At 62.9% G+C, this 15,323-nt stretch carries 17 protein-coding genes; 13 read left to right on the top strand and 4 right to left on the bottom strand.

The window, feature by feature from the left end; all coding sequences use genetic code 11:
• Positions 1–12 precede the first annotated feature (12 nt).
• Positions 13–177 carry a hypothetical protein gene (locus IQ16_RS45540; RefSeq protein ID WP_018647062.1) on the top strand — a complete coding sequence of 55 codons (165 nt, stop codon included), beginning with the start codon at positions 13–15 and terminating at the stop codon, positions 175–177.
• A 2-nt stretch (positions 178–179) separates the two neighbouring features.
• On the opposite strand, the gene IQ16_RS09625 is transcribed toward IQ16_RS45540, so the two are convergent.
• On the bottom strand, positions 180–710 hold the full coding sequence (locus IQ16_RS09625; protein ID WP_018647061.1) for a gamma carbonic anhydrase family protein: 531 nt from the start codon (positions 708–710) through the stop codon (positions 180–182).
• Positions 711–791: 81 nt separating this feature from the next.
• On the bottom strand, positions 792–1,121 hold the full coding sequence (locus IQ16_RS09630) for a DUF6949 family protein (RefSeq protein WP_018647060.1): 330 nt from the start codon (positions 1,119–1,121) through the stop codon (positions 792–794).
• Positions 1,122–1,347: 226 nt separating this feature from the next.
• Here IQ16_RS09630 and IQ16_RS09635 point away from each other — a divergent pair, with 226 nt between their 5' ends.
• The 5 genes from IQ16_RS09635 to IQ16_RS09655 all read left to right on the top strand — a co-directional run bounded on the left by IQ16_RS09635 (position 1,348) and on the right by IQ16_RS09655 (position 8,323).
• On the top strand, positions 1,348–2,055 hold the full coding sequence (locus IQ16_RS09635) for a hypothetical protein (RefSeq protein ID WP_018647059.1): 708 nt from the start codon (positions 1,348–1,350) through the stop codon (positions 2,053–2,055).
• A 296-nt stretch (positions 2,056–2,351) separates the two neighbouring features.
• On the top strand, positions 2,352–3,413 hold the full coding sequence (locus tag IQ16_RS09640) for a tetratricopeptide repeat protein (protein WP_018647058.1): 1,062 nt from the start codon (positions 2,352–2,354) through the stop codon (positions 3,411–3,413).
• An 84-nt stretch (positions 3,414–3,497) separates the two neighbouring features.
• A complete protein-coding gene (locus tag IQ16_RS09645) occupies positions 3,498–3,980 on the top strand; it encodes a PaaI family thioesterase (protein WP_283812176.1) in 483 nt (160 codons plus the stop codon).
• Positions 3,981–4,066: 86 nt separating this feature from the next.
• The gene (locus IQ16_RS09650; RefSeq protein WP_018647056.1) at positions 4,067–4,465 is read left to right on the top strand and encodes a VOC family protein; all 399 of its coding nucleotides are present in this window, start codon (positions 4,067–4,069) and stop codon (positions 4,463–4,465) included.
• Between the two features lie 531 nt (positions 4,466–4,996).
• Complete coding sequence (locus IQ16_RS09655; RefSeq protein ID WP_018647055.1) at positions 4,997–8,323, top strand: adenylate/guanylate cyclase domain-containing protein; 3,327 nt, start codon at positions 4,997–4,999, stop codon at positions 8,321–8,323.
• A 230-nt stretch (positions 8,324–8,553) separates the two neighbouring features.
• On the opposite strand, the gene IQ16_RS09660 is transcribed toward IQ16_RS09655, so the two are convergent.
• The gene (locus IQ16_RS09660) at positions 8,554–8,787 is read right to left on the bottom strand and encodes a hypothetical protein (protein ID WP_018647054.1); all 234 of its coding nucleotides are present in this window, start codon (positions 8,785–8,787) and stop codon (positions 8,554–8,556) included.
• Between IQ16_RS09660 and IQ16_RS09665 the strand changes: the two genes are divergently transcribed.
• The 4 genes from IQ16_RS09665 (at position 8,774) to IQ16_RS09680 (ending at position 10,229) form a co-directional block, all read left to right on the top strand.
• Entirely contained in the window at positions 8,774–9,058 is a 285-nt protein-coding gene (locus IQ16_RS09665; protein ID WP_145831414.1) for a hypothetical protein, read from the top strand. The two genes, IQ16_RS09660 and IQ16_RS09665, sit on opposite strands and share 14 nt — an antisense overlap.
• Positions 9,059–9,156: 98 nt before the next feature.
• Entirely contained in the window at positions 9,157–9,435 is a 279-nt protein-coding gene (locus IQ16_RS09670; RefSeq protein WP_018647053.1) for a hypothetical protein, read from the top strand.
• A 19-nt stretch (positions 9,436–9,454) separates the two neighbouring features.
• Complete coding sequence (locus IQ16_RS09675) at positions 9,455–9,742, top strand: hypothetical protein (protein ID WP_018647052.1); 288 nt, start codon at positions 9,455–9,457, stop codon at positions 9,740–9,742.
• Between the two features lie 145 nt (positions 9,743–9,887).
• Positions 9,888–10,229 carry a cupin domain-containing protein gene (locus tag IQ16_RS09680; RefSeq protein WP_018647051.1) on the top strand — a complete coding sequence of 114 codons (342 nt, stop codon included), beginning with the start codon at positions 9,888–9,890 and terminating at the stop codon, positions 10,227–10,229.
• Between the two features lie 175 nt (positions 10,230–10,404).
• Here the strand turns inward: IQ16_RS09680 and IQ16_RS09685 are convergent, their stop codons facing one another.
• The gene (locus IQ16_RS09685) at positions 10,405–11,259 is read right to left on the bottom strand and encodes an AraC family transcriptional regulator (protein WP_018647050.1); all 855 of its coding nucleotides are present in this window, start codon (positions 11,257–11,259) and stop codon (positions 10,405–10,407) included.
• Positions 11,260–11,497: 238 nt separating this feature from the next.
• On the opposite strand from IQ16_RS09685, the gene IQ16_RS09690 reads away from it, so the two are divergent.
• From IQ16_RS09690 to IQ16_RS09700, 3 genes are read left to right on the top strand one after another with little or no spacing between them, the layout of a single operon-like run.
• Positions 11,498–13,624 (top strand): molybdopterin-containing oxidoreductase family protein, encoded by a 2,127-nt coding sequence (locus tag IQ16_RS09690; RefSeq protein ID WP_145831415.1) that lies wholly within the window; start codon positions 11,498–11,500, stop codon positions 13,622–13,624.
• A gap of 2 nt (positions 13,625–13,626) precedes the next feature.
• Positions 13,627–13,932 (top strand): ferredoxin family protein, encoded by a 306-nt coding sequence (locus tag IQ16_RS09695; RefSeq protein WP_018647048.1) that lies wholly within the window; start codon positions 13,627–13,629, stop codon positions 13,930–13,932.
• A complete protein-coding gene (locus IQ16_RS09700; protein ID WP_018647047.1) occupies positions 13,929–15,245 on the top strand; it encodes an FAD-dependent oxidoreductase in 1,317 nt (438 codons plus the stop codon). The genes IQ16_RS09695 and IQ16_RS09700 overlap by 4 nt, the downstream gene beginning before the upstream one ends.
• Positions 15,246–15,323 lie beyond the last annotated feature (78 nt).

Raw genomic sequence — 15,323 nt, forward strand, 5'->3', positions numbered from 1 at the left:
AGGCCCATCACGATGACCGATCGCGATCCCTTTGCAGAGGGCGAGCGCGCCGCGCGCGAAAATATCCCGGCGGAAGCCAATCCATATACGGACGGCAGCGACGAGCATGCGCTCTGGGCCGCCGGCCACGAGAAGGTTGCAGGCGCGATCGAAGCGCGTGAATCCGAGGGAGGCTGAGCTCAGCCGATCCGCTTCAGGCCCTTCTTGAAGCGCGGGCCGTTGGCGACGTAGAACTTCGCCGCGCTTCCCATTCTCTGCACCTGCGCGTCGTCGAGCGTGCGGATCACGCGCGCGGGCGAGCCGATGATCAGCGAGCGTTCGGCAAACTCCTTGCCCTCGGTGATGACGGAACCGGCGCCGACGATGCTGTTGCGGCCGATCTTCGCGCCGTTCATCACGATCGAGCCCATGCCGATCAGCGCGCCCTCCTCGATGGTGCAGCCGTGCAGGATGACGTTGTGACCGACGGTGCAGTTCCTGCCGATGACCAGCGGAAAGCCGAGATCGGTGTGGCAGGTCGAGCCGTCCTGCACGTTGGCGCCCTCGCCGATCTCGATCCACTCGTTGTCGCCGCGCAGCACCGCGCCGAACCAGACGCTCGCCCCCGGCTTCAGGCGCACGCGGCCGATCACGGTCGCGGTCTCCGCGATGAAGTAATTGCCGTCGGCGGGAAGTTCGGGCGCCTGCCCATCGAGCTCGTAGATCGCCATCAAGGTCTCCTGTCAGGTTGACCCAGCCATAGCGAAACGGCGGCCCCGACGCAAAGGGCCGCGCGGCCTGCGAGCCCGGTCTCAGGTCAGGACGCCAGCGGCGCGCAGCGTCATCAGGAAGAAGGTGCCGCTCATCATGCTCCAGAAGCCGGCGATGACGGTCGCCATCATCACGAATTCGACGCGGCGGCTTTCCACCTGCATGCCGCGCAGCGTGTTGCGCATGATGATGAAGGGCGCGGCGAACACCAGGAACGGCACCGCCGCGAAGGTCTTCGGCGCCACGCCGTCCTGCAACAGGCCGAAGCCCGCGGGCCGCTGCGCGACCGCCTGGTACCCGTTCACGAGGGCGCCGGCGAGCGCGAAACCGATGCAGATCGAGAAGAAGGAATTGAGAGCTTCAGGTGTCATCGGAAACTGTCCGCACTTACGCAACGCCGGAGCCTTCCTGTGACAAATCGTGCTGGTTAACGCTACATTATCCTTAAGAGAAGGTTAACGGCGCCCGCCAATCAGCGCAGGGCCCTCCTCCCTTCCCCGCGGCCGGCAAGGCCTAAGCGAATTCGCCGCCGCATGGCATATTCGCCGCTGATTCGTCGGCCATCGGCCGACTTCGGGTCTTTTACGCGCGCGCATCATGACGGTGTTTTCGGCAGTTCCCCTCAGGTCCTCCAGGACGCGCACTTGGGCGCACGTCGTCCCGATCGTGCTCGGCGGCGCTGCCGCGCTGGGGGCGGTCGCGCTGGTCGCCTATCTGCTGTGGCCGACCTGGGGGAGCGGCGGCGCCAGCGCCCCGGACAAGCTGCCGGTCAGCGTCGGCGGCACATTGTTCAACCTGCCAGTGGCTGCGATCCGGATGAAGATCCAGCGGCACTCCGGGCCGCAGGAGCGCATCGATCTCGACTTCCTCTATCCCTCGCTGGAGTCGCCCGGCGCGCCCAAGCACGTCACCGCCGACACGGTCGAGACGGCGGTGCAATCGATCGACCGCATCTTCCTGTCGATCGCGGCCCATCACGATGCGCTCTCGCCCGAGCAGCGAACGGCCACGATCTATCCGCGCTATCTCGACCAGGCCGCGATCCAGCCCGAGGACGGACTGACGATGCGGATGTTCCGGTCCGACACGCCTTACGGCAGCGAGGATCTCTACTCCGCCGCAAGCCCCGCGCTGACTGCGCGCTGCACGCGCGATGCGGCGACCCCCGGCATGTGCCTCTCCGAACGCCGCGTCGGCGGCGCCGACCTCACCTTCCGCTTTCCGCGCAGCTGGCTGTCGCAGTGGCGCGAGGTGGCCGAGGCGATGGAGAAGCTGACGGCGCAATTGCGCGGGCCGAGGGGCTGAGCGCGGCCCCACTGCGAGATCTGCTTGCGGGGATGGGCTGGAGCTCCCCGACAAAAAACATCGAAAACAACCCCATGCACAGTAGCCAGGCCTCGGGCACGACTTCGTATTTTTCGAATCCAAGTTGATCCGTCGGGCAAAACAGGGCTATGATGTCATCATGGGGCGATCGGGTCGGATCAATCAACCTACGACGTCGTTGTGCGGACCGAAGGGGGAGCGGGGGTTCGTCAGCGGGCCCTGAACCTCATGCTTGGGAATGACGACAAATAGGGCGAATTGTCCCGGGGTTTCCGATGTCGACGTTGAGGGTGTTGCTGCTGGCTCTGGCTGTCGCCTTGTCCGCGCTGGCGGCGCTGGTCTTCTGGTTGGCGACGACACCCGCCGTGGCCGACGATGTCTACACATGCGGAAAGGCATCTGGCGACGAGGCCATCGCCGCGTGCACACGGGCGATCGATTCCGGTCAATATGGCGGTCATCGGCTTGCCGCCCTCCTCAACAATCGTTGCTCCGAGTGGAACGGAAAGCACGAAAGCGACAAGGCCATTGCGGATTGCAACCAAGCGATCGGGCTCGATCCGAACTACGCATTGGCGTTCTTCAACCACGGCAACGCCTATTTCAATAAGGGCCAATACGACCGCGCCATCGAGGATTATGACCAATCGATCCGGCTTAATCCGAACTACGCACATGCGTTCAACAACCGCGGCAATACCTATAGCAACAAAGGCCAGCGAGACCACGCCATCGAGGATTACAACCAGGCGATCCGGCTCAATCCGAAACAGGCAGACGCGTTCTACAACCGCGGCACCGTCTATGACGCCGAAGGCGAACACGACCGCGCCATCGAGGACTTCAACCAGGCAATCCGGCTCAACCCGAACCGCGCGGATATGTTCTACAACCGCGGCATCGCCTACAAGCAGAAAGGCCAATACGACCACGCCATCGAGGATTACAGCCAGGCGATCCGCCTCAATCCGAACTACGCAAGCGCGTTCAACAACCGCGGCAACACCTATAACGCCAAATGCGAATTCGACCGCGCCATCGAAGATTTCAACCAGGCGATCCGACTTGATCCGGGCCACTTCGATGCATTCAACAACCGCGGCGGCGCCCATAACGCCAAAGGCGAATACGATCGCGCCATCGAGGATTTGAACCAGGCGATCCGGCTCAATCCAAACTACGCGATCGCATTCTATAACCGCGGCATATCATGGGAACGGAAGAACGATCCGCAACGCGCGTTGGCAGATCTCAAACGGTTCTCCGAATTGGCCCCGTCCGATCCGGATGGCCAAAAGGCAATTGAGCGCGTCACGAAGACGGTGAGCGGTCTGTGACCTTGCCTTTGGCGCGCCGTCTCGCTTGCACGACATGGACCGGCTGACAGGCTCGTCGCCGACACATCAAGCGCGGTGACCGACGTGACAGATGCGGCGGTAACTCTTCCACCTGGCGCCCAACTGTTGGGGCGCGAATGGCTTGGCTTTGACGAGAGCGGTCATGTGCTGATCCGCTTCCAGGCCCAGCCCGCGTTCACCAACAGGCATGGCACGATCCAGGGCGGATTCCTTGCGGCAATGCTGGACTCCGCCACCGGAATTTGCGCGCTCGCGGCGCTCCCGCCCGATCAGACCGCGGTGACCAAGAGCCTCGATACACGCTTCCTCAAACCAGCCGGTGTCGGGCCGATCACGGCGCGCGCACACGTCGTCGAACGGACGGATCGCGACATGGTCGTGCAAGCCGACCTCGTCGAGGCCGCCGGGGTGACGGTCGCCGACGCCACTGCGAAGCTACGCATAGGTCTCGAAGCCGCAGGGGCAACCAATGGCAAAGGCATAGCGACCGCGCTGCCGGACGAAAGGCTCCTCCGAAGGCCGGGGGCAAAAACGTCACTGCCGTGAAGCAGGAGGCTGCTGACAGCATGCTGTCAGCAGTGGGGCGATACTGCTCGACGGAAGCGCTGAAACATTCAGAAGGAACTGGGTTTATGAAATTCGCCTCAATACGTCTGATCGCCCGCGACATCAAAGCCGTGGTGGGATTCTACGAAGAGGTAACAGGCAAGAGGGCCGATTGGCTCGCGCCGGTCTTCGCTGAGATCGTGACGCCAACAGCCGCAGTTGCCGTCGGAAGCGCGGAGACTGTCGCTCTCTTCAAGGAAGGAAGCGCCGAACCCGCCGCCAACCGTACGGCAATCATCGAATTTCAAGTGACGGACGTTGATGCCGAGTTTGCGCGATTGAAGGGCCAAGTCGAAGTCGTTCACGAACCGAAGAATTTGCCGTGGGGCAATCGCGCAGTTCAATTCCGCGACCCCGAGGGCACGCTGGTCAGCTTGTATACTCCCGTTACCGACGCTGCCAAACAGCGGTTTGGATCTCGATGAGCGACAAGTCGAGATGATTTTGCTGCGTATCGATCGATCACGTCATGGGCGCCCGTCGATTGCAGTCCCCGAGACTAGCCGCACTTCTCCGCGTTCGATCAAATGGGCGCACGCATGCAACATCTGTTCGGGGGCATCCTCGTCGATCAGCCGGGACCATGACCAGGGCCGGTCTACGCCAAAGAGCTGACGCCAAGATGAGGATTTAGGTTCGACGCTAAGGGCCATTTCCGGACATGGCGCAATCCTCGGTCGCCGACTCATGGATTCAACCAATTGGCCGCCAGCATTTTGGTCTTGTTAGGCAACGATGCTTATTGCCAAAATCGAGCGTCTACAGTTGTTCTCATCATGCCATGCGCTTCTTGGTGGCGAAAATCCGTACTGACGCACCACCTTGGCAAGATAGTCGAAGGCCGATGTCGGCGAATCGCTGCAAGCCAGACGTGCTATCCCGGAAACATTGGGATAACGTTTCTTCGCCGTGGGTCTGAAATTCGGCCGGCCGTCAACCCGATGTCAGTGGGGCCAATGCAGCAGATTGCGGAGTGGCTCGAGAAGCTTGGCTTGGGGCAATACGCGCAGCGCTTTGCCGAGAACGACATTGATCCGAGCGTTCTGCGCGATCTGACCGACCACGATCTCGAGAAAATCGGCGTCTCGCTCGGCCATCGCAGGAAGATATTACGCGCGATTGCGGAGCTCGATGAGGCCGAACCGAGAGCTGGGCCTGCTCCTCGGACCGAGGCCGAGAAACGTCAGCTCACGGTGATGTTCGCCGATCTCGTTGGTTCGACAGCGCTTTCGACAAGGCTTGACCCTGAGGACTTGCGTGAAATCATTGGCGCGTACCACCGCTGCTGTGCCGAGCAAATCGAGAAATCTGGCGGGTTCGTTGCCAGATACATGGGCGACGGCGTGCTCGCTTATTTCGGCTATCCGCGGGCGGATGAAGACGATGCAGAGCGCGCGGTATACGCCGGGCTAACATTAGTCGCGGCAGTGGCCGGACTTGCTGCCGGTCCAGAGACAAGATTGCGAGCGCGAGTTGGCATTGCCACCGGTTTGGTGGTTGTCGGTGATCTCCTCGAGGAGGGCGCGTCGCGGCAGCATGAGGTGGTCGGTAAGGCCGCCAATCTGGCCTCGCGACTTCAGGCCCTGGCCGAGCCGGACACGGTGGTCATCGACGGCAGCACCCGCCGCCTCATAGGAGGGTTCTTCGAGTATCTCGCTCTCGGGAGCGTTTCCATCAAAGGCTTCAGCGATCCGGTGCCGATCTGGCAAGTCATCGGTGCGAGCGCGGTCGATAGCCGCTTCGAGGCCTTGCGCGTAGGCAGAACGCCACTGCTCGGCCGAGCTGAGGAGATCGGGCTGCTGATGCGCCTCTGGCAGGAGATAAAACGCGGCAATGGCTCGGTCGTGCTGATCTCGGGTGAGCCGGGCATAGGCAAATCGCGCCTCGCCGAGACGGCGCTGGAGCGGCTGAGCGATGATCCACACATCCGCTTGCGCCGCTTCTGCTCCCCGCACCACCAGGACACCGCGCTTTTCCCGACCATCTCACAGCTCGAGCGGGCAGCGGGATTCCGGCGTGACGATACGGACCAGCAACGGTTGGACAAGCTTGAGGCGTTGCTTGCGGAGGCAAACGCTGACCTTAGCGAGGCCGTCCCTCTGATCGCGGACCTGCTGTCCGTGCCGATCGGGAATCGCTATCTACCGCTCAACCTCACCCCGCAGAAGCGCAAGGAGAAGACGCTGCGGGCCCTCCTAGCCCAACTCGAGGGACTGGCAGCACGCCGGCCTGTGCTAATGGTGTTCGAGGATGTGCATTGGATCGACCCCACCTCGCTTGACCTGTTGGACCTCATCGTCGATAGGGTCTCCACTCTTCGGGTTTTGCTGATCATCACGTTCCGGCCAGAGTTCGTGCCGGCCTGGATTGGGCGCTCGCACGTGACATCGATCAGCCTCAGTCGTCTGCCGCGTCGACAACGCGCCGAAATGATCATGCGGGTGACCGGCGGCAAGGCGTTGCCTCAGGAGATCGCCGAACGGATCATCGATCGAACCGATGGCGTACCGCTGTTCATCGAGGAATTGACCAAGGCGGTAATCGAGAGCGGTATGCTGACCGACGCTGGCGACCGCTTTGATGCGAGTGGGCCCGTGCCTCCGCTTGCCATCCCTACCTCGCTCCAAGCGTCGCTCCTGGCACGGCTCGATCGCTTGGCACCCGTGCGCGAGATGGCGCAGATCGGAGCAACCCTTGGGCGGTCGTTCTCGCATGAGCTGATCAGCGCCGTCGCGGCCATGCCGCAGCAACAGGTGGACGGGGCCTTGGCGCAGCTCGTACGCGCCGAGTTGATCTTCCAGCGGGGCACCCCGCCGGACGCAGAGTACACGTTCAAGCACGCGCTGGTACAGGACGCAGCCTATAGCACCTTGCTGCGCGGTCGACGCCAGCAGATCCATGCCCGCGTTGCGACGACGCTGGAGAGCCAGTTTCCTAAAATCGTGGCCGCTCAGCCGCAACTCATGGCCGACCATTGTGCCGAGGCCGGTTTCACCGAGAAGGCGGCCGGCTACCGGCTCAAGGCCGGCCAGCAGGCGCTCGCGCGGTCGGCGATGGCGGAAGCGGTGGCGCAGTTGCAGCGGGGGCTGGAATTGGTGGCGAAAATGCCCGAGGAGTCCCGGCCCCTTCAGCACGAGCTTGACCTGCAAATCGCCCTCGGACGGGCCCTTATGGCAACTCGTGGGTATTCGGCGCCCGTGGTGGCCGACACCCTCGTCAGGGCGCGAACGCTCGCTGAGCGGTTCGATCGACCGGATCGTCTCGCTCCGCTGCTCTATTTCCAATGGGGTTTCCACATGGTTCGGGCCGAGCACGAGCTGGCGGTGTCCCTTGCCGAACAGTTGGAGACATTGGGCCAGACAAGAAAAGATCAAACCATTCGGTTACTGGGCCACTATATCCATGGCGCCAGTTGTTACTTCCGCGGGGAGTTTGTGACAGCGCGCGCCCTTCTTGAGCTGTGCGACGGCTTGAGAAATCCGGCCGCTCGCGCGACTTGCGCCGCCATAGCGGTGGCCGATCCGCACGCCGCGAGCCTGGGTCACCTGGCGTTGACATTAGCGTTTCTGGGCTACATCGATCAGGGACGCGCGCGCGTGGGCGAAGCGTTGTCGGAGGCCCGCGGGCTCGATCATCCGTTCACGGTGGCCTTCGTGTTGAGCAAGGTGTGTGCGGTGATGGCGGCGGCCGGCTTGTGGCATGACGTACGATGGCACGCCGAGGAGCTGGTGGCCCTCTCGAACGAGCACGGTTTTCCACTCTGGTTGGGACTCGGACTTCTTCAGCACGGTCGGTCATTGACGGAACTTGGACAGGCGCAAGATGGCCTCGCTGTGCTCAAGAGGGGGCTCTCGGTGCTTCGCACTGCCGGAGCCGTGGTGCATACGCCGCACGCGCTCTGCTTTCTCGCCGCGGCTCTCACTAAGATCGGGCATCTGCAGGAGGGGCAGCATTGCCTCGTCGAGGCTGAGCAGCTCATCGAGACGACCCACGAGCGGTGCGGTGAGGTCGAGCTGCATCGGCTTCGAGGCGATGTGACGAATGCGAGAGGCGACCGAGCCGCTGCGGAGCAAAATTATCATCGAGCGCTCGCTGTGGCGGAGCGCCAGAGCGCGAAGACATTTGGGCTACGCGCTGCGACGAGCCTCGCCTGCCTGTGGCGCGACCAGGGCAAGCGCCCGGAGGCTCGCGACCTCCTCGCGCTCGGGTATGGCCGGTTCACCGAAGGCTTCGACACGCCGGTCCTGCGGGACGCCAAGGCGCTACTCGACCAGCTGGCCTAATGCAGTTCACCTCTTACATGGCGGGATAGCTGCTCGTCGCCACCGGCGCCGAGTGTGAGGATGGGATGCGATTGCCACCGCATGCGCCCCAATGCCGTCGGAATGTCGGCATCGGGTCACAAGCGTCGTTTGGAAAGTTGGCCATCACTTCTGGTCTACTCCGATGAGCGGACCACTTCACGGTTCGCCCGCACTTCGCATGAGGGTCAATTGCAGACGTCCGCCGTCCGTCAGTGGGGCTTGTCAGAGGTGGCAACACGGCGTTCGGACTGGCTCGGCTGGACGACGTCTTTGAGTGCGTATCGTAAGGTTTCGAGGCTCGAAATAACTCGACCGTCGGGCCCCTCATCAATCATCCAGACGTCTTCCATCCCCTCGGCCGCCATCTGTTCGCCCAGTGCAAGGGCGTCTTGCGGTGTAGCGGCCTGATAGACCTGCAGTCCCGACCTGATGATGTATCTCATTCTCTACCTTGTGCCGAAAGCCGCGAAGGCGTTTGGCCAAAGCCTGATGCTAAACAGTGAATATCTCGCCGTGCTTGGTTTAGCATTGGTTGGGGCGATTGCCCAGAAGCATCAGAGTCGATGGGACCTGAAACTGGCGGAAGAAGCATGCACTCTCTTTCGTCTACAACGGGTCAATGGCGTCGCTCTGGCCCGCCGCCGTTCACGTCCGGTCTACTTGGGTGATCGGACTTGCTCAGGCTCGGTTGTCACTTCGCCGACGGGCCAATAGGCGAAGTGCTGGGCTGCGGTCGGTTGCGTTAAGCTTATCCATCCAATTTGAGTATTCTCGACAGTGCCATCTACAGAGTTGCGTGAGAGAAGCTTGGGATGTCCTGGATCATTGCGCTCGCCTCTTTCGGCTTTTACTGGTGGCTCACTAGGCGCGCGACGGACCGTGCGAAGGAACTCGCGCCAACCGGGCTGTTACGCTCTCCCCTTTATTGGTTGTCTAACGCTCTGGCGCTCGGTCTGTTAGCTCTTGTGATGTACATAGCCTACGTCCACCATCAATCGCCGGTTTCGCCCTTCGTCTGGTTCACCGTTTTTGCAGTCATTGTGGTCCTGCTTGTCATGCGGCGCGCTTTGAAGTGGCGTTATCCCGTCTGAATGGCGCCGAGATTTCCTCATGGCTGCGTTCTTTACCGACGAGCAGATACAGGAAGCGATTGCGGCCTTGGAGAAGTACTCTCCCGGCATTTGGGAGACTATGAAGAAGATGGCATTGGTCACAGACCCTTCCACCGACGAACATGCAACAGAGCAAGCCGCCATCGTCCGCGCACTTACGGTGGTCTTGCCCAAGGTAACGTTCGTCGTGCAGGCCCAAAACCCATTCGAAGCCCAAAACCTGCTGCTGATAGACGTGCGCAAGACCATTTGGGCCGAAGTTGATGCCGCCAAGGGCAGTTCCTAGAGCGCAACTAAACGTCTGCTCAGGGTCAAAATGCGAAGAACTCAACGTGAGCAAATCCAGTCCACTATGCTCCGTTGAACGGACCTGAATGGGGCGCTACGTGGGCTTGTAGGTAATTCGGCTCTGGAAACGCGTGGGAATAGCGATGACGATCCAGCCAGGCAATCTATTCGCGGATGTGGCGGATGTTTCGGCCGCCAACATAGGGGAAGAGACGTTCAGCGAAATCCTCGCGCGGCCTGGCTTGAAGATCGAGCGCATTGTATCGCAGGGGCAAACTAGTCCGCCGGGCTTCTGGTATGATCAGGCGTGGAACGAGTGGGTGATCGTGCTGAAAGGGCGCGCCACATTGCAGTTCGAACATGAGCTTGCCGCACGATCGCTGGGCGTGGGGGATTACGTCTTCATCCCTGCAAGGAAACGCCATCGCGTCGAGTGGACGGAGCCGCAACAGCCAACGGTCTGGCTCGCTGTCCATTTCGAGTGAGCGCTTGTCGCAATCGGTGGGGAGATCGACCAGCCTATTGGTCCGCATCCGCGCCACCGTGATGCACCTCCGTGGATGAGGACCGCTTCGGGCCACAAGCGGTAAGACTCAGATCGAGCATATGATTTCTGCTTCGACCCAAAGCCCGACATCTGCGCGTTAGTCGGCACACGTCCTAGTCCCGACCCTTCTGCGCCCGATACAGGCTCGGCGTCGTCCCGACCGCCTTGCGGAAGGCGCGGTTGAAATTGGCCTGCGACGAAAATCCCGCGGCATAGGCGATGTCGACCAGCGGACGGTCGCTGGTGGACAGCAGCCGCTTGGCGAGATCCAGACGCTGACGGCTGACATATTCATGCGGCGCAGCTCCGGTCGCGGCCTTGAAGCTGCGGGAGAAATGCGCCGGGCTCATGCACGCCACCGATGCCAGATCCTTCACCGTGACATCTTGCTCGACGGACGCGTCGATGAACTCGGTCACGCGCGACAGGCGCCTGGCGTCGAGCGGCTTCTGGACGGCATAGGACTGCTTCAGCCGGACTGACGTGGCCGCATAGCTGTGCACCAGATGGGCCGACAAGGCGCGTCCAAGGCTCTCGACCAGGAGGCGGCCGGTCGATGTCTCCTGCTCGAGCTCGGCAAGGATCCGTTCCGCGACGTGCTCGATGAAGCTGTCCCGGTCGATACTCTCGTAGCGGATGGACATTCCCGACGGATCGATGTCGAGATCCCTGAGCATGGTGTCGTCGAACGGCTGTCCGGGAAGGAAGATATGCAGGCATTCCTGCATCTGGTTCTCGACGCGGATGAAATCCTCGCGAATGCCCGCCGGACAAAGCCACACGGTGCCTCTCCTGCCGAAGGTGCGCTGCCGCATGCCCGCGCCTTCCCGGTCAACGACGGAGTTGCCGCGCAGCAGGATCGCGATCTCGGTGTCGCGCGGCAATTGCGGCGGCAGATCGCCCGGCTCATGGCTCCAGCGCTCGGCAAGGAGATGCCCCCACCGCCGGTCATTGGACGTCTGAAGCATTCTGCCGGTAACATATTTATCGACAGAGTTGCCAAGCATACCCATCGTGAATCTCCGCCAGATAGCGCGATGTGGGTAAAGAGGTATTGCCGGGTCCAGCAATTAGCATGCCAGACATCCGGCCGGCCGTCCACGGGCCGCGAGCAGTCCGGGACAACAACACCGCACATTTTGAAAAGCCAGACCGCAGCCCGCCGCCGCATTCTCGGCCGTCTTGAATCAGGAGACGGAGAGATCCATGGCCCGGACCACGGTCATCGGCGCATGCCCCCACGATTGCCCGGACACCTGTTCCATCCTGACCACGGTCGAGGATGGCAAGGCGATTGCCGTCCGCGGCAATCCCGATCATCCGTTCACGCGTGGACGGCTCTGCGTCAAGGTCAACAACTATGAGGAGCGCGTCTACAGCGACAAGCGCATCCTCCATCCGCTGAAGCGGGTCGGCCCAAAGGGCTCCAGGCAGTTTCAACGGATCTCCTGGGACGAAGCCATCGAGACCATCGCATCGCGCTGGAAATCCGTGATCGCCGAGCACGGGGCGCAGGCGATCCTGCCCTACAGCTATCTGGGCACGCAGGGCATCATCAACGGGCTCAACGTCGGCGATCCCCTCTTCAACAAGCTCGGCGCGACGGTGCTCGAGCGCACGTTCTGCGACTCTGCCTCGTGCACGGCCTACATGATGACGATCGGGCACACGCCGGGCGTCGACCCCGAAAGCTTCGTGCATTCGAAATACATCATCCTGTGGGCCTGCAACACGCTGAGCACGAACTCGCATCACTGGCCGTTCATCGAGCAGGCGAAGAAGGCCGGCGCCAAGCTCGTGGTGATTGATCCCGTCCGCACCCGCACCGCGCGCCTCGCCGACTGGCACATTCCGATCCGGCCCGGCACCGACGCCGCGCTCGCGCTGGCGATGATCCACGTCATCATCAAGGAGAATCTGGTCGATCGCGACTACGTCGACAAATACACCGTCGGCTATGACGAGCTGGCGGAACGGGCGTCGAGCTACACCCCCGAATTCGCGGCGGAGGAAACCGGCATTCCCGTCAGCGACATCATCAAGCTGGCCAGGGAATTCGCGACCACGCCGCCGGCCGTCGTGCGCATCGGCGTGGCGGTCGAACGTCATGCCGGCGGCGGCCAGACCGTGCGCGCGATCGCCTGTCTGCCGGGATTGATCGGCGCCTGGAAGCATGTCGGTGGCGGCCTGCTCCAGCTTCCGATCTGGGCATTCCCGGTCCGATGGGACGTCTTGATGCGTCCCGATCTGCAGCCGGAGACGATGCGCGTCCTCAATTCGTGGCGCCTTGGAGCGGCGCTGACCGGCGAGCTCGGCTTCGATCCGCCGATCAAGGCGCTGTTCGTCTACAACGCCAATCCGATGGCGATGGTGACCGAACAGGGCAAGCTCGAAAAGGGGTTGGAGCGCGAAGACCTCTTCACCGTCGTCAGCGAGCACTTCCTGACCGACACCGCCAGATATGCCGACATCGTCCTGCCCGCGACCACCCAGCTCGAGCAGAAGGACATCATGTTCTCCTGGGGACATCTTTACCTGTCCTACAACAACCAGGCGATCGCGCCGCTCGGCGAAGCCGTCGCCAACACCGAGCTGTTCCGCCGCCTCGCGCGCGCAATGGGCGTCACGGATCCGTCCTTCTTCCGCAGCGACGACGAGATCATCGAGAACTCGCTGGACTGGACGAGCCCGGTGCTATCAGGCATCACGCTCGACGACGTCAAGACCAAGGGCTACGTGCGCCTCAACATGCCGGCGCCGGCCGACTGGGCTCCGCATCGCGAGGGCAATTTTCCAACCGCGTCCGGAAAGTGCGAGTTCAAGTCGACGATCGCCGGCGGCGGCAACTTCGTGGTGCCGCTGTTCCGCCAGGGCTACAACGGCGACCAGGATGGCGCGCCGGTCGATCCCCTGCCCCACTACATCCCACCGAACGAGAACGCGCGCACGGCGCCCGCGCTGGCAACGCGATATCCGCTCAGCCTGATCTCGCCGAAGAGCCACGCCTTCCTGAATTCCAACTACGGCAACCTGCCGGCCCAGACCGCGCAGGCCGGCGAGGAGCAGGCCGTGCTGCTCAACCCGGACGATGCGGCAAAGCGCGGGATCGTCGCGGGCGCCCCCATCCGCGTCTTCAACGATCGCGGCTCGTTCGAGGCGCTCGCCACCGTTTCGCCCGACATCATGCCGGGCGTCGTGGTGGCACCGTCCGGCTACTGGCAGCGCTCCAACCGCAAGGGCGCGACGGTTCACGTGCTGACGCCGCCCGCCTTCGCCGATCTCGGCCGCGCGCCGACATTCTCCGACATCCTCGTTCAGGTCAGCGGGGCCTGACGATGACATATGTGGTCACCGACAATTGCCGCGGCTGCCGATACACCGAATGCGTCACGGTCTGCCCGGTGGAGTGCTTTCACGTCGACGACGCCATGACCTATATCGATCCTGAAAACTGCATCGACTGCGGCGGCTGCGCACCGGCCTGCCCGGTCGGTGCGATCGAGCCGGACTATCGCCTGGCCGCCGACAAGAAGTTCTGGATCGACGTCAACCGGAAACGCGCGGCTGAGACTCCGGTGCTGAGCGCACGTCTGGCGCCGCTGCCGGGCGCCGACGCGCGCAAGCTGGCACTGGGCCGATGACGGCTTCTGCTGCGAACGAACCCCGCATCGCCGTCGTCGGCAGCGGACCGAGCGGCTTCTACACGACCGAGGCCCTGTTGCGCTCGGGCGCAGCCGTGACCGTCGACATGTTCGAACGGCTTCCGGTGCCGTATGGGCTGGTGCGGTTCGGCGTTGCCCCCGATCATCCGAAGCTCAAGCAGGTCACGATGGCCTTCGACAGGATCGCCGCCATGCCCGGATTCCGGTTCATCGGCGGCATCAAGGTCGGAGACGACGTCACGATCGACGAGCTCCGCGAGGCCTATGACGCCGTTGTCCTCGCGACGGGCGCCGAACTGAGCAGGCCTCTCGGCATTTCGGGCGAAGCTCTGCCCGGGAGCCACAGCGCAGGTGATTTCGTCGCGTGGTACAACGGTCACCCGGAATTCCGCGACCTCCAGTTCGATCTCGACCATGAGGCTGCGATCGTCATCGGTCATGGCAATGTCGCGCTCGACGTCGCACGCATTCTCGCCAAGACGGCCGACGAGCTGCGCCAGACCGACATCGCGCACCATGCGCTCGAGGTTCTGGCGGAGAGCCGGATTCGGGAGATCTCCATCGTCGGCCGCGGTGGGCCGGCCCAGGCGAAATTCAGCGCGAAGGAATTGCGCGACTTCCTCGAACTCGGCGCGTGCGTCACGGCTGTCGACGGCCGCGACGTCGCGCCGGCCGAATTCGAACCGCAGAATCCCGGAGATCCGGAGCTGATCGAAAAGTTGTCGCTGCTGCGCGGCTTCTCGCAGCATGCCGTGACCAAGCCGCGGCGCTGTCTCGTTCGCTTTGGCCTGTCGCCCCTCGCGATCAAGGGTCGCGGCCGGGTCGAAACGGTCTCATTCAGGCAGCGGTCAGGCGCCGTCGAGGACATTGCTTGCGGCCTCGTCTTCAGCAGCGTCGGCAGACGAACGACGCCTGTCGCCGGCGTTCCCTACGATGACGATCGCGGCGTCCATGCCAACATGGATGGACGCGTCGCGAACGGTGGTTCGGTGATCGAGGGGCTCTATGTCTGCGGATGGAGCAAGCGCGGACCGAATGGCACGATCGGCACCAATCGCGGCTGCGGGATCGCCACCGCAGAGGCCGTCCTGGCCGATCTCGTCCACCCGCGGACGCGTTCGGACACGCCCGAGGCATTGCTTTCGCGCCTGGTCAACCGCGTCGCACGGATCGTGAGCTATCCGGACTGGGGCACGATCGACGCCGCCGAGAAACGCCGGGGAGCCGCGCTCGGCAAGCCCCGGGAGAAATTCGTCACGATCCCCGACATGCTCGCAGCGGTGGGCGCGTGACGGAGAACCGTGCACGCGAAGCTAAACGGTGTCGTTGCGGGAGAGTGTGCCTCGATCTTCGTGCGTGCCCCGGACGCA

Origin of the sequence: Bradyrhizobium huanghuaihaiense (assembly GCF_007830635.1) — a bacterium.
Classification (GTDB): domain Bacteria; phylum Pseudomonadota; class Alphaproteobacteria; order Rhizobiales; family Xanthobacteraceae; genus Bradyrhizobium; species Bradyrhizobium huanghuaihaiense.

What these genes read in the sequence shown, in the direction of transcription:
- IQ16_RS09700 (WP_018647047.1), top strand. Translation starts at nt 13,929, where the DNA reads ATGACGGCTTCTGCTGCGAACGAACCCCGCATCGCCGTCGTCGGCAGC.
- IQ16_RS09625 (WP_018647061.1), bottom strand. Translation starts at nt 710, where the DNA reads ATGGCGATCTACGAGCTCGATGGGCAGGCGCCCGAACTTCCCGCCGAC.
- IQ16_RS09670 (WP_018647053.1), top strand. Translation starts at nt 9,157, where the DNA reads ATGTCCTGGATCATTGCGCTCGCCTCTTTCGGCTTTTACTGGTGGCTC.
- IQ16_RS45540 (WP_018647062.1), top strand. Translation starts at nt 13, where the DNA reads ATGACCGATCGCGATCCCTTTGCAGAGGGCGAGCGCGCCGCGCGCGAA.
- IQ16_RS09640 (WP_018647058.1), top strand. Translation starts at nt 2,352, where the DNA reads ATGTCGACGTTGAGGGTGTTGCTGCTGGCTCTGGCTGTCGCCTTGTCC.
- IQ16_RS09685 (WP_018647050.1), bottom strand. Translation starts at nt 11,259, where the DNA reads ATGCTTCAGACGTCCAATGACCGGCGGTGGGGGCATCTCCTTGCCGAG.
- IQ16_RS09635 (WP_018647059.1), top strand. Translation starts at nt 1,348, where the DNA reads ATGACGGTGTTTTCGGCAGTTCCCCTCAGGTCCTCCAGGACGCGCACT.
- IQ16_RS09660 (WP_018647054.1), bottom strand. Translation starts at nt 8,787, where the DNA reads ATGAGATACATCATCAGGTCGGGACTGCAGGTCTATCAGGCCGCTACA.
- IQ16_RS09655 (WP_018647055.1), top strand. Translation starts at nt 4,997, where the DNA reads ATGCAGCAGATTGCGGAGTGGCTCGAGAAGCTTGGCTTGGGGCAATAC.
- IQ16_RS09665 (WP_145831414.1), top strand. Translation starts at nt 8,774, where the DNA reads ATGATGTATCTCATTCTCTACCTTGTGCCGAAAGCCGCGAAGGCGTTT.
- IQ16_RS09650 (WP_018647056.1), top strand. Translation starts at nt 4,067, where the DNA reads ATGAAATTCGCCTCAATACGTCTGATCGCCCGCGACATCAAAGCCGTG.
- IQ16_RS09690 (WP_145831415.1), top strand. Translation starts at nt 11,498, where the DNA reads ATGGCCCGGACCACGGTCATCGGCGCATGCCCCCACGATTGCCCGGAC.
- IQ16_RS09695 (WP_018647048.1), top strand. Translation starts at nt 13,627, where the DNA reads ATGACATATGTGGTCACCGACAATTGCCGCGGCTGCCGATACACCGAA.
- IQ16_RS09680 (WP_018647051.1), top strand. Translation starts at nt 9,888, where the DNA reads ATGACGATCCAGCCAGGCAATCTATTCGCGGATGTGGCGGATGTTTCG.
- IQ16_RS09630 (WP_018647060.1), bottom strand. Translation starts at nt 1,121, where the DNA reads ATGACACCTGAAGCTCTCAATTCCTTCTTCTCGATCTGCATCGGTTTC.
- IQ16_RS09675 (WP_018647052.1), top strand. Translation starts at nt 9,455, where the DNA reads ATGGCTGCGTTCTTTACCGACGAGCAGATACAGGAAGCGATTGCGGCC.